The organism is Pseudoalteromonas sp. NFXS39 (genome assembly GCF_040148775.1).
Classification (GTDB): Bacteria; Pseudomonadota; Gammaproteobacteria; order Enterobacterales; family Alteromonadaceae; genus Pseudoalteromonas; species Pseudoalteromonas apostichopi.
The window spans coordinates 88437-102614 of record NZ_JAGDEC010000005.1 but is presented as its reverse complement, the minus strand read 5'-3'; the positions used below and the strand labels follow the sequence as shown (position 1 = coordinate 102614).

10 protein-coding genes are annotated in these 14178 nt (G+C 41.4%); 7 read left to right on the top strand and 3 right to left on the bottom strand.

Features of this window, described 5'->3' with window-relative positions:
- Positions 1 to 34 precede the first annotated feature (34 nt).
- The 6 genes from J3455_RS10810 (at position 35) to J3455_RS10785 (ending at position 7268) form a co-directional block, all read left to right on the top strand.
- Complete coding sequence (locus J3455_RS10810) at positions 35 to 628, top strand: PilZ domain-containing protein (RefSeq protein WP_130051636.1); 594 nt, start codon at positions 35 to 37, stop codon at positions 626 to 628.
- A gap of 84 nt (positions 629 to 712) precedes the next feature.
- Positions 713 to 1771, top strand: coding sequence for an agmatine deiminase family protein (locus J3455_RS10805; protein WP_349561713.1), 1059 nt, complete (start codon positions 713 to 715; stop codon positions 1769 to 1771).
- The gene (locus J3455_RS10800) at positions 1764 to 2657 is read left to right on the top strand and encodes a carbon-nitrogen hydrolase (RefSeq protein ID WP_130051638.1); all 894 of its coding nucleotides are present in this window, start codon (positions 1764 to 1766) and stop codon (positions 2655 to 2657) included. The genes J3455_RS10805 and J3455_RS10800 overlap by 8 nt, the downstream gene beginning before the upstream one ends.
- 29 nt (positions 2658 to 2686) lie before the next feature.
- Entirely contained in the window at positions 2687 to 6160 is a 3474-nt protein-coding gene (gene mfd, locus J3455_RS10795; RefSeq protein WP_256854465.1) for a transcription-repair coupling factor, read from the top strand.
- Positions 6160 to 6993, top strand: a complete 834-nt coding sequence (locus tag J3455_RS10790) for a CsiV family protein (protein ID WP_130051640.1) — start codon at positions 6160 to 6162, stop codon at positions 6991 to 6993. Before mfd ends, J3455_RS10790 begins: the two co-directional genes overlap by 1 nt.
- A gap of 11 nt (positions 6994 to 7004) precedes the next feature.
- Positions 7005 to 7268 carry a DUF3862 domain-containing protein gene (locus J3455_RS10785; protein ID WP_130051641.1) on the top strand — a complete coding sequence of 88 codons (264 nt, stop codon included), beginning with the start codon at positions 7005 to 7007 and terminating at the stop codon, positions 7266 to 7268.
- A gap of 33 nt (positions 7269 to 7301) precedes the next feature.
- Here the strand turns inward: J3455_RS10785 and J3455_RS10780 are convergent, their stop codons facing one another.
- From J3455_RS10780 to J3455_RS10770, 3 genes are all read right to left on the bottom strand, one after another.
- Entirely contained in the window at positions 7302 to 8687 is a 1386-nt protein-coding gene (locus tag J3455_RS10780) for a hypothetical protein (RefSeq protein WP_349561712.1), read from the bottom strand.
- A 108-nt stretch (positions 8688 to 8795) separates the two neighbouring features.
- Positions 8796 to 11387 (bottom strand): TonB-dependent receptor plug domain-containing protein, encoded by a 2592-nt coding sequence (locus tag J3455_RS10775; protein ID WP_130051643.1) that lies wholly within the window; start codon positions 11385 to 11387, stop codon positions 8796 to 8798.
- 591 nt (positions 11388 to 11978) lie between these two features.
- Positions 11979 to 12398, bottom strand: a complete 420-nt coding sequence (locus J3455_RS10770; RefSeq protein WP_349561711.1) for a hypothetical protein — start codon at positions 12396 to 12398, stop codon at positions 11979 to 11981.
- 345 nt (positions 12399 to 12743) lie between these two features.
- Here J3455_RS10770 and ccoN point away from each other — a divergent pair, with 345 nt between their 5' ends.
- Positions 12744 to 14177, top strand: coding sequence for a cytochrome-c oxidase, cbb3-type subunit I (gene ccoN / locus J3455_RS10765; protein WP_130051645.1), 1434 nt, complete (start codon positions 12744 to 12746; stop codon positions 14175 to 14177).
- Position 14178: the final 1 nt, after the last annotated feature.

Below are 14178 nucleotides of genomic sequence, written 5' to 3'. Positions count from 1 at the left end.
CGCTAGTATTAGGGAAAAATGTGTGGAGTGCAGCATGAATAATCAAAAATTAGCCGAATTTGAACAATTTTTTCAAATTAACGAGAGCAACCGTGTCAATTTGTACCCGGTTGAACCAAGTGCTGTGCCAAAAACCAATGCTGAGCTCGAGGCCGATATTCCTGCTTTATTCAAACTTGCCAACGAAGTAAATGAGCTTGAGCAAACGAGCTTACGACCACTACGTAATCTAGGTGATGTTGCACAAGAATTAGCAGCGTTTTTACAGGCGCAGTCTCGTAAAATCGATTTAATCATGAGTCATATCTTAGCCTCTGAGCAACCAGACGATAACGCAAACTATTGCGACAGTTACGGTGGTGGTGGTGTAAAGCTTACCTCATCTGAGGTCTATGAATTAGGTCAAACATTTCGCACTAAGTTGTTTTTACAACATGAGGCGTCTGCTATTTATTGCTACACCGAATTAGTGGCGATTGAAAAATGCGATGATGATAAATATCAATACACGTTATTGTTTACTGCTATTCGTGATGCTGACCAAGATTTAGTCGTTCGAGCGGCCTTACACGCACAAACACGCCAACTAAAAAAACGTCAACAAGAAAACAATCCGCAAGATAGTTAAAAATCGCGCTTTATCGCGCACAAAAAGCTGACATCTATGGCTAAAATGCTAAACTAGCCCCACCTTAGTTTGTTTATTACCTTCATGAAATTTAGACTTTTACCTGAATGGGCTGAGCAAGATGCCGTTATGCTCACTTGGCCTCATCTAGACACTGATTGGGCAGCAAATTTAACCGCTGTTGAGCCTGTGTATGTAGCGCTTTGCCAAGCAATTAGCCAACAACAAGATGTTGTTATCGTGGCCCATGATAATGCCCTAAAAACACATATTGCAGCTTTACTTGCAAAAGCTGATGTCGATGCAAGTCGCATTCACTTTGTGGTGACACCGTGTAACGATACCTGGGCACGTGACCATGGCCCATTGACCTGCGCGAATATTGATGACGCAAGCCAATTAAAAGTGATGGATTTTATTTTTAATGGCTGGGGCAATAAATTTGCAAGTGATCTCGATAACCAAATTAATCAAGTGCTTGTAAAGCAAGTCGCTAATCCTAAAAATGCTTATCAGCAAAGTGAGCTGGTTCTTGAAGGCGGCGGCGTTGAAATTAATGAACACGGCGTGCTACTCACAACCAGCGAATGCTTATTAAACCCAAATCGTAACCCAGAACTTACAAAAGCGGATATAGAACAAACGCTTGTTGAGCAACTAGGGGCTACTTCTTTCCTTTGGGTTGATCACGGTTATCTTGCTGGTGATGATACCGATAGCCATATTGATACGCTGGTACGTTTTGCACCAAACAACACCCTAGTTTATGTGCAGTGTGATGATAAAAATGATGAACATTTTGCTGCCCTTGATGCCATGGAAAAGCAACTGCAATTATTTAAAACCGCTAACGGTGAAAGCTATGAGCTTATTGCCTTACCTTGGCCAAAAGCGGTATTCAATGAAGACGGTGACCGACTACCTGCCACATACGCTAATTATTTAATCATCAATAAAACCGTTTTAGTGCCAATTTATGGTGACGAACACGACCAACTTGCACTTGGTCAGGTTGCCAAAGCATACCCAGACCACACTGTTGTTGGTATTAATTGCCTGCCAATTATTCACCAATTTGGCAGCTTACACTGTATTACAATGCAATTACCGCGCGGCTTTTTAGCAGGAACAAACAATGACTAAACCAACGCATTTAAAGGTTGCTCTTGTTCAGCAATCAAACACCGATAATGCTCAAGACAATATGGCAAAATCGATTGCAGGTATACGCGATGCAGCAAGCCAAGGCGCTAAGCTTATTGTTCTTCAAGAGCTACACCGTAGTTTATATTTTTGCCAAACCGAAGATGTAGACGTTTTTGATTTAGCAGAAACAATTCCGGGCCCAAGTACAGATACCTTAGGCGCACTTGCCAAAGAGTTGAATGTGGTGATTGTGTCATCGTTATTCGAAAAACGTGCGACAGGTCTTTACCACAATACCGCTGTGGTACTTGAAACTGACGGCAGCATTGCCGGTAAATACCGCAAAATGCATATTCCTGATGATCCTGGCTTTTACGAGAAATTTTACTTCACACCCGGTGATTTAGGTTTTCAGCCTATTCAAACGTCTGTTGGTAAATTAGGCGTATTAGTGTGCTGGGATCAATGGTTCCCTGAAGCCGCACGATTAATGGCAATGTCGGGGGCTGAGATTTTAATTTACCCAACTGCGATTGGCTGGGACCCTCGCGATGAGAAAGACGAACAAACACGTCAAAAAGACGCTTGGGTTATTTCACAACGCGCTCATGCCGTTGCCAATGGCGTGCCTGTGATCAGCTGTAACCGTGTTGGCCACGAAAGTGATCCAAGCGGCCAAAGCGAAGGTATTCAGTTTTGGGGTAACTCTTTTATCGCGGGCCCACAGGGTGAGATTCTAGCCGAGGCTAACAACAGCGATGAGCAATTGTTAGTTGTTGAATTAGACCAAGCACGTAGTGAAAACATACGTCGAATTTGGCCTTACCTTCGTGATCGTCGTATCGACCACTATCAAGACCTAACTAAGATTTATCGAGACTAAGCAGTAAAAACAGTTTAAAGGAGTAGTAAATGGCGTTTGCGCAATGGGCAGCATTGCCTTGGGTAAAATCTGAGAAAGATAAAATTCAATGGGGACAACTTACTGGTAGCGGACTTAGCATCGCCATCGCAGAAGGTGTAAAACAACACAACGAGCTGGTTGTGATAGTCACCCCAGATACGCCAAGCGCCCTACGCCTTGAAACTGAGTTAGAATTTCTATTGCCTGAAAACCCAGTCATGGTCTTTCCTGACTGGGAAACGCTGCCTTATGATCATTTTTCACCACACCAAGATATTATTTCTGCACGCTTAGCCACGTTAAACACATTAAAAAAAGAACAACAAAGTGTTTTAATCGTACCTGTATCAACTTTGATGCTTCGTACAGCGCCAGCATCATTTATTTATGGGTCAACCCTTAACTTTAAAGTGGGTGATACCTTAGATACGCACACTCTACGTGAAAATCTTGAACAAGCAGGCTATTTGCATGTACAACAAGTGATGGAGCATGGTGAATATGCTATCCGTGGCTCTATCGTTGACTTGTATCCTATGGGTAGCCCTCACCCATTCCGTTTAGACTTTTTTGATGATGAGCTCGACAGCATTCGTTTATTTGATGTTGAAAGCCAGCGTTCAGATGAAAAAGTAGATAAAATTGAGCTGTTGCCAGCTCATGAGTTTCCAACTAATGACTCTGACATTGAGCGTTTTCGTATCAATTATCGTGAGCAATTTGGCGCAAGCTCTGAACAAGACTCAATTTATATGCAGGTCACCAAAGGTACGTGGCCTGCCGGTATAGAATATTATATGCCTCTGTTCTTTGATGAATTGGCAACTATATTCGATTACTTACCTAGCAATACGACGTTTATGCATTTTGGCGATATTGAACATGCTGCTGATCAATTTTGGCATGATGTAAATGTTCGCTATGAAAACCGCCGTGTTGATCCACTTAGACCATTACTTGAACCTGTAAAGCTATATCAAAGCGTTAATGAACTCTTTGGTGAGTTTGGTAAATACGCACGTATTCGTTTATCTCAAGCGAAACTAGGCACTAAAGCAGGCCATACAAACCTTGCCAGTAAAGAGCTACCAAACGTACGTATAGATCATAAGCTACATGAGCCTTACCAAGGTTTAATTAACTATGTTGCTAGTGAGAAAAAACAAAAAGGCCGCATACTGCTGTCGGTTGAATCTGACGGACGCCGCGAATCTTTACTGACACTATTAAAACCAAGTGGTTTAAAGCTCAAAGAATTCGAGTCTTTCAGCGATTTTACAAATAGTGCTAGTGATGTTGGCTTAATAGTATCGCCACTTGAACAAAGTGTAGTGTTAGACGGTAAACCCCGTTTAACCATTATCACTGAACAAGAATTATTAGGCATTAAAGTATCGCAACGTAGACGTCGTAAACATAAATACGAAGCCAGCCAAGATGCACTTATTCGTAATCTTGCTGAACTGCGTGAAGGCCAGCCAATTGTTCACCTTGATCATGGTGTAGGCCGCTACCAAGGGCTTGAAACAATTGATGCTGCCGGTGTGATTACTGAGTTTGTTACGATCATCTACGCCAACGAGGCAAAACTATACGTACCTGTTTCTGCGTTACATATGCTTAGCCGTTATTCTGGTGGCGAAGAGGCCTCTGCCCCGCTCCATAAATTGGGCTCCGATGCATGGGAAAAAGCCAAGAAACGTGCCGCTGAAAAAGTTCGTGATGTCGCCGCAGAATTATTAGACATTTACGCTAAACGCCAAGCTAAACCAGGTAATAAGTTTAAGCTTGATGGCAGTGCTTACCGTCAGTTTAGCGACAGCTTCCCATTTGAAGAAACCGATGATCAACGTAATGCCATTGAATCTGTGCTTGGAGATATGCAAAGTAAACAGGCAATGGATCGTTTAGTATGTGGTGACGTAGGCTTTGGTAAAACAGAAGTGGCCATGCGGGCTGCTTTTGTTGCCGTAAATGATAACAAGCAAGTTGCTGTACTTGTGCCAACGACACTGCTTGCTCAGCAACATTATGAAAACTTTAAAGACCGTTTTGCCGATTTACCTATTGAAGTTGGCGTTTTATCACGCTTCAACTCAACAAAAGAGCAAAAAGACACGCTTGAAAAAATGGCTGAGGGCAAATTAGATATTGTTATTGGTACTCATAAACTGATCCAACAAGATATTCAATTTAAAGATCTTGGTTTATTGATTGTTGATGAAGAGCACCGTTTTGGTGTGCGTCAAAAAGAGAAAATCAAAGCATTACGTGCCGATGTCGATATTTTAACACTCACTGCGACCCCTATTCCACGTACATTAAACATGGCGATGAGTGGCATGCGTGACCTGTCAATCATAGCCACACCGCCTGCGAAACGTTTAGCGGTTAAAACCTTTGTTAGACAAAGAGATGCAGAACTTATTCGCGAAGCAATTCTGCGTGAAATTAAACGCGGTGGTCAGGTGTATTTCTTACATAATAATGTTGAAACTATCGACCGAGTTGCTGAAGAAATAAGTGAATGGGTTCCTGAAGCTAGCGTAACAACAGCACATGGCCAAATGCGCGAGCGTGAGCTTGAGCAAATTATGAGTGATTTTTATCACCAAAAATATAACGTGATTGTATGTACCACCATTATCGAAACAGGTATCGATGTACCGACAGCCAACACCATTATTATGGATAGAGCAGATAAGCTTGGCCTTGCGCAGCTGCATCAATTACGTGGTCGTGTTGGCCGTAGCCATCACCAAGCGTATGCCTATCTTCTCACTGGTAACCCTAAATCACTCAGTAAAGATGCCGTTAAACGCCTTGAAGCAATTGAATCACTTGAAGACCTTGGAGCCGGTTTTGCTCTAGCAACCCATGACTTAGAAATTCGTGGTGCCGGTGAGCTGCTAGGTGACGATCAATCAGGTCAAATGCAAACCATTGGCTTTAGCTTGTATATGGAGATGCTTGAGCAAGCTGTAAACTCGCTAAAAGAAGGCAAAGAGCCAACCCTAGAGAACTTACTTGGCCAGCAAACTGAAGTTGACTTAAAGCTACCTGCATTATTACCCGATGATTATATTCATGATGTAAATGCGCGATTAGGTATCTATAAACGCATTGCAAGCTGTGCTAATCTCAATGACATGGACGAATTACAAGTAGAGTTGATTGACCGTTTTGGCCTACTGCCTGATGCTACGAAAAACTTATTCAGTTTGCAGCAATTAAAACTACAAGCAAGTAATCTTGGCATTAAGAAGATTGAAGCAAACCCGAAAGGTGGCTATTTTGAGTTTAGCCAGCATACAAAGGTTAACCCTAGCTTCATCATTGGTTTGATACAAAGTGCACCGCAGGTGTATAAAATGGATGGCGCAAACAAACTGCGCTTTGCAATTAGCGAAGCCAACGCTCGTGAACGCTTAAAAATGGTCACTGCAATGATTGCAGATTTTGAGAAAAAGGTTAGCCATTAATGTTGTTTAGAAATAGTTTAATATTGCTTTGTTGCTTATTTACAAGCTCATCATATGCAACACGTTGGTTTGAAATTGAAGTTCTTATTTATAAACAGCGCCCAGCTCCTTACTTACAAGAAGATTTCAGTCTAAAACACGATGAAATCAAGGCTAAGCGTAGCAAAGATATATTATCTCCTGCGTACACAGCACAAGCGAAACAGGCTTGTATTGAAGGTGATAACCGCTTTCGCTCTGATTCGTTTACCGACTCTTTAGTCAATACCAACCCTCATTCTAATGTGTGTGATGACAGTGTTGATTTTTTAGCTAGTTATAATCAACTGCCTGTTACACCCGTTGTTGAACCGCGTGAAGATACTGACGAAATATATCTAATTGCACCAGAGCAATTACAGTTTGTTGATCAAAAAGACCAGCTTGATAAAAAGGGCTTATCTCCTATTTTGCATACAGGATGGCGTTTTCCTGAAATGAGTGAAAGAAGTGCACCAAGCATCCGCTTATTTGCTGGAGAACACTTAGCAAAAAACACAAGATCACTTGAAAATGAAAATAACGATTTTATCAGTTTGATCGATCCTACTGAACGTTTTATTCCCGACCAGCTACAAAACGTGCCTGAGTGGGAATTAGACGGTTTAATGAAAATTTATGTTCGTCACTACCTATTTATAAATGCAGATTTTGATATTAGTCAGCGTCTAGAAAACGGTGATTATGAAAAAGCACGTTTTTCACAATTTAAACGTGTGATCAGTAACGAGATACATTATTTTGATCACCCTCGTATGGGTATGATCTTGCAAATAAGACGCTACAACCATTAATGGATACAATTATGAAAAAATATATGGCAATTGCAGCAGCTGCTGCGGCACTTACTTTAGCTGGCTGTTCAAAAGTAAGTCTAGAAAACTACGAAAAAATTGAAATTGGCATGGATAAAACTGAAGTTGAAGCTATTTTAGGCTCTGCTGATAAGTGTGAAGAAAAAACACTACACACTAACTGTATTTGGGGTAACAAAGACAAAAACATTGAAATTACCCTAGTGTCAGACAAAGTATCGCTTTACAGCAAAACAGGTTTAGACGCTAAATAAACCCTAGTGGGTGGCCAAGGCCACCCTTTTTCATCATTCATCATTTATCTTTTCTTTCAGAATATCTGTTTGCGAGTAAATCCGCTCAATATTGACAATCTTGCTGCGATTTAACGTAATCTTGTAACGCTGATACAAAGTCTCGTCTTCGCTCTGGGTAAACACTAATACAACATTTAATTGATAACGCCTCTCTACCGCTTTCTTAGAGATTTTATTGCTATCAAGATGATAGAGCTTACCTTCGCCTCGCTTTAAGTAGCGAGCAAACGGTGCCAAGCTAAATTGCATGGTTTGTTGAAGCGTATCATATCCGGGTAAAAACGCCTTGGCACTGACATGTGTTTCACTTGCAAAATGTAGCCACTGTGCAGCCTGTTTATTTTGATGCCGGCGCTTAGAAAAGATTTTTCTCACAGCTTTCGGAATACATTTAAAGCTTGTGTATTCAAGCCAAATGTATTGGCTTGCGATCTTCTCTTTAGTAATACTGTTTTTAAACTGAAAGCGCCACTTTGGTCGGCCTCTAACAATCGCTCGCCAGATCACCCGTGTAATATCTTCTTTGAATATTTCACGAAGGCCATAAATCACACCTAAGATTAAAATCAACGTCGCTGTTACTTCGGTAAAATTTGAACGCGCATTTAATACAACTAACATCACAAATGCCATGATCACAGCAGTTACGGTACCCTTTACCATACGTTTTAAATAACTGTTTAAATGACGGGTGCTACGAGTAAGCACTACCCCATGCTCAATTAAACGTTGTAATAAACGCATTTTATTAGTGATACGATTTGCATCTTCAAGTGTTGATTGCGAGTTATACTCTTGTTCTTCTCGGTAACTGTTTTCTGCTTTACAAAACTCTAAAAGCTCGCTGCGCTCTTTTGCAAAATCACTACTGCGCGGCCCTTCATCTAGTAGTTTCAAAAATGACTGCTCTACATGCCAACTTAAGTAGTTATCGGCGTTTTTATAAAACGGCAGTAGCTTTTCATCATCTGGGGTATAGCGCCTTAGCTTTTTCAACAAGCCTTTGGTTTGCTCGCACAATTCGATAGCGGCAGGATAAAACTCTTCGGCTTCTTGGTGTTTTAGGGTGTCTTTAATATCGGCATTCAGCGCTAGTCGAACTTGATAACAATACAAGTTTAAGTTTTGCCGATAATCTTGCTGTTCACCTTTGTTTTTACTAACAAAGCGACTTCTCACTAAGGGTAAGTGAATGTTGTTAGCGTTATACGCAAGATGCGATTTAAAATTGTTATTAAAGAATGATTCTTCACTCAGTGTTTGTGGATTAACACTCATTTCATTCGGAATGGAGAAATATAGGTCGAGTCGTTGCTCTGTGCGTGGTTTAAGCTCAGGCTCGATAATAAAAGATAAGTTTTCGTCTTGTTTAAGCAATATCGCCTCGTTTGTTAAAAGTACCCTTATAGTTTACGCGTTGATATACTTTCAGACAATAAAAAAGGCCCAGTAAAAACTGGGCCTTAGTAATCATTTCAAACTAGATTAGAACTTAACGTTCATACCAGCGAAGAAACGACGACCTAGTACATCGTATGTGTACGGGTCAGTGTTTGAGTCATTGTTACCTGAGTAGTAAGGTGCTTGCTTATCGAATAAGTTGTTAACACCTGCAGAGAATGACACTGTGTCGTTCAGGATGTATGAACCACTGATGTCGTGGTATACAACAGTACCAACACTTGGTACTAGACATTCGCTATCGTCAGCAAGACATGCATAGCTGTCTAAGCCGTCGATCATACGTGCTTGGTATTGTGCATCCCAGTTGTCGCCAGACGCGTTAAGAGTGAAGTTAGACTTAACTTTCGCGTAGCTACCGATACCTGAAGTTACAAGACCTGTGTAATCGATTGTGCTTGTGCCTGAATCAACGATGTACTCATCAAGGATAGTTACATCAAGACCTGTGCGCCAGTTAAGACCTGCAGCTTCAAATGCATACTTGAAGTTTACGTCGTAACCTTTAGTAGATTCGTTACCAATGTTTTGTAATTGGTTATTGAAGCTAATGCGACCAGTGCTTTGGTTGAAGTTGATTGCAGAAGACTGACATAGTGCAGTATCTTGGTTCTTGTATGCGCCCGTAGAAGCATCAAGACAGTTTTCAACGATGTATTGGTTGTTTACGCTTGAAATTGAGTTTTCGATTTCAATTTCGTAGTAGTCAACAGTCATTGAGAAACCATCTAACCACTCTGGAGCGTATACGAAACCAGCTGTTACTGTATCAGCAAGCTCTGGAGTTAATTGGTCGTTACCACCAACAGTTACTTCAGCTTGGTCTTGTGCACCAGGGAAGTTTACTTGTTCGAATGAAGGTGATTTACCTTGGTAAAGCTCAGATACTGTAGGTGCACGGAATGCAGTTGAACGAACTGCACGTAGCATTAGTTCGTCATTTACACGCCATGTTAGACCTAGTTTCCAAGTCTCATCTGAACCAAATGTGCTGTAATCGAATGCACGAACAGCAGCGCTTAAGTCAACCATTTGTGCAAATGGTGCATCAGCTAGAAGTGGAACAGCGAATTCTACGTAAGCTTCGTTTACGTCAAAACGACCACCAGTTGGCTCAACACGTGGGTCATTTGCAAGACCTTGTGAAGTTAGTGAATCTGGAACATACCATGCTTTTTCTTCACGACGCTCGATACCAGCAGCGAAACCAACGTAACCAGCAGGAAGTTCCATTACTTCACCGTTAAGGCCAGCAGAAAGAACTAATAATTGGCTACCACCTGAATTGTTTTCAGTGTAGTTGTACTGTGCAAGGTTGCTACCTGACCAATCAGCTTGATCAAGTGGGTTAAAGTCACCCTCTTCGATTGCGTCTTGGATTGAACCCATGTTTAGTAGGTTAGTTGCGCGGTCAACTGAGTCGTTACGACCGAATACTACTGAAGTATCCCAGCCCCAACCATTGTCGAATGCACCGTCAAGACCGATTACTGCGCGAACTGTGTCAACAACTTGCTCATAACCACGAGGACCAACATCAGTCATACGACGACCGTAAGAGATGTCTTCACCGTCAGCTACACCGTGAGAAAGAAGTGAATCACCCATTGTTTCTGCATCATAAGTGAAGTCAAACCATACTGGCTGTGGAGCCATTTGTTGAGTTGACCAACGCTTAGAGTAAGTGAACTCAGAAACTAAACGCGTTTCATCAGTTACGTCAAAGTGGCCGATACCTGTTAGGTTTAAACGACGCATTGGCGTGTAAAGGTAGCTTGTTGCTGAGTAGTTGTAAGCATCACCTGCTGAAGTGAAGTCATGCCACTCGCCATCTGCTTGACCTTGTAAGCTTGCATTTTCAGCCCAAACGTGACCGAAAGGCGTGTAAGAAGAACCACCACAGTAGAAGCTACCGTTATCGTAATCTTCTTCGATTGGACAATCAGAGAAATCACGGTCTGCTTGAGAAGCATCGCCACGGTCAGTGTATTGTAAACCAATTACAACGTTACCACGGTCAAAGCTTGAACCCATTGTGATATCGAAAGACGTTTCGTCCGCATCGCCTTCACCAGTGATAGCACCGTTAAGGTTCATGTCTAGACCTTCGAAGTCGTCTTTTAAGATGATGTTAACAACACCAGCTACCGCGTCAGTACCGTATACAGCAGATGCGCCGTCTTTTAGTACTTCAACTTGCTTAATCATTGATACTGGGATTGTGTTTAAGTCAACAGTAGATGCTGCACCAGTACCAGAGTTGATCATACGACGACCATTAACTAGTACTAGAGTACGTTGTGCGCCTAAACCACGTAGGTCAACACGTGCGTTACCGCCTGAACCGTTGTTAACAGCAGGGTTAGTCATCGCACCGCTTGCTGCAGTCATTTTTTGTAGAACGCCATCGATGCTTGATGCACCCATTGCTTTGATGTCATCTGCGCCGATTAAAGTTACAGGACTAGACGTCTCCATATCGGTACGCTTAATGCGAGAACCTGTAACTTGAATTTTTTCAATAGACTCTGCTGCATCATCAGCAGCTAAAACTTGCATGCTTGAAAACATTGGGATTGCTGAAACAACAGCTAAACCAAGAATTGATTTTTTCATGTGAAAACCCTACTTGTTGGAAATTTACCTTTAATCAGGTAGCGCTCGTTATTATTAGAATCACGAGTCAGCGGAGGGCAACTTAGGCTCAGTTAACTGAACGAAAACTGAATGGAAGATTAAATAAAAAACACCACAAAAATGACGGACCCATTTCAGGTAATAAGGTTTCATGATGTATCAATGTTAACAGAAAAAAACACTTCTATATCAGAAAGGTAAGATTCTTTAGTAGCAAAAAAAACATGATTGAAATCAATTGCACGCACTTTGTAATCAAGTGTAACTAAAGCCCAATTAGTGCTACAAATGAAATTTTTACAAGTTGATCACACCACGTTATAAAAACCGTAAAAGCTTGGTAAGACTGCTAACCATACTTATTCACTAAAATTAACTAAATAGACAAAGTTAGCCTGTTAAACAGTGAATTAGAGGATGATTTTTTACTTTTGTTCCATCAGTTTGAAACTAACGTATAAAAATACGTTTAATGAAGAGCATTAAAGTATAAATAAATGACAAGGTAATGACGTTACTCACAGCTTCAGCGAAATTCGAAGCTGTGAGTAATAAAAATAGCGGTTGGTGTTAGCGAGTTTGAATTGAATCGAAATAATAAAACAAAGTACGAGGCTGATTATCAGCAGTGTTATAAGTAAGCGTCATTTTCCAAGTCATGACAGGTTCAGAACACGCTCCGACCATAGTGTCAGCAACCCAAACCTGCCCTTTGCGTTTAAACTGTAGTGGGATGAATCCCATATACATAGTGATACCTTCAAGTTTTGCAGCTAGATTTTTGGCCCCGTTTGGCAGCTTTAGGTTAATTGCAAAGGGCGTTTCCGGGCTGATGTCTGGGTTACTCAGCCAAGCTTCTGCATTATTTGGGTAATAACAATGACGATTGTTCTCACAACTTGTACTTGTTCTGTCCTCTTCTATACTTTGGCTATCACATGCAGCTAAAAATACACTAAAAAGGAACACGGTGAATAAACTAGTTCGCACTCTATTTGCCTGTATAAAATAAAAGCGGATACTAATTAGCTACCCGCGAAAAGACAACCATGCTAGATGGAATAAGCTAATAAAAATACAAACTCTGACAAAAAATAACCAACAAAGCGCTAAAATTTGATTGATGTCATAATTTTATGCAATTGACCTATCTTTTTAAGGTCAAAAATTTTATCATTTCCATCGCAAAAATAAGGGTTTCTCGAGTTTGTTTTCTGAAGCTAGCACCTCTAAGTTGGCTTTAGGTAACACGCTTGTGAAGTAATAGTAGGCCCCACTTTTAATAAAGTGGGTAATTCATTTCTAAAACGCATTAATTGCAGCGGAAGCCAGAAAATGAGCCAAACAGTAGCATCACAAACTGAGTACAATTATAAAGTTGTACGCCAATTCGCTATTATGACAGTGATTTGGGGCATCGTTGGCATGAGTGTTGGGGTTCTGATTGCTGCCCAATTAGCTTGGCCAGCACTTAACTTTGATACACCATGGTTAACTTACTCTCGACTACGTCCGTTACACACGAACGCAGTAATTTTCGCATTTGGTACAAGTGCACTTTTTGCGACGTCTTATTACGTCGTACAACGTACATGTCAAACGCGCCTTTTCTCAGATAAACTAGCAGCCTTCACCTTCTGGGGTTGGCAACTTGTTATCGTACTAGCAGCGATTACCTTACCATTAGGTATCACAAGCTCTAAAGAATACGCAGAACTTGAATGGCCAATCGATATTCTTATCGCCGTTGTTTGGGTGACTTACGCAGTTGTATTCTTTGGTACGTTAATCAAGCGTAAAGTATCGCACATCTATGTTGCGAACTGGTTCTACGCTGGTTTCATCATTACTGTTGCCGTTTTACACATTGTAAACAGCATGGCAATTCCAGTTTCACTAACTAAATCATACTCTATCTACGCAGGTGCTGTAGATGCAATGGTTCAGTGGTGGTACGGTCACAACGCTGTTGGTTTCTTATTAACTGCTGGTTTCTTAGGTATGATGTACTACTTCGTACCAAAACAAGCAGGCCGCCCTGTTTATTCATACCGTCTATCGGTAGTTCACTTCTGGGCTCTTGTTTCTTTGTACATCTGGGCAGGTCCTCACCACCTACATTACACTGCGCTTCCAGATTGGACGCAAAGCTTAGGTATGGTTATGTCAGTTATCCTATTCGTTCCATCTTGGGGTGGTATGATCAACGGTATCATGACGTTATCAGGTGCATGGCATAAACTACGTACTGACCCAGTACTACGTTTCTTAGTTGTTTCTCTATCTTTCTACGGTATGTCTACGTTCGAAGGCCCAATGATGGCTATCAAGTCAGTAAACGCGCTTTCTCACTACACTGACTGGACTGTAGGTCACGTACACTCAGGTGCACTAGGTTGGGTTGCAATGATTTCTATCGGTGCTATCTATCACCTAATCCCTGCACTATTCTCACAAGGCCGTATGTACAGTGTTAAACTAGTTAACACGCACTTCTGGTTACACACTGTTGGTGTTGTTTTATACATCGTAGCAATGTGGATCTCAGGTGTTATGCAAGGTCTAATGTGGCGTGCAGTAAACTCAGACGGTACGTTAATGTACAGCTTTGTACAGTCATTAGAAGCTTCGTATCCGTTCTATGTAATGCGTTTCCTAGGCGGTGTATTCATCGTAACAGGTATGCTAATTATGGCTTACAACGTTTATCGTACTATTGCTGCGAAGAAAGATTCGCTTCAACTAGACGCTGACGCACAATTGGCATAAT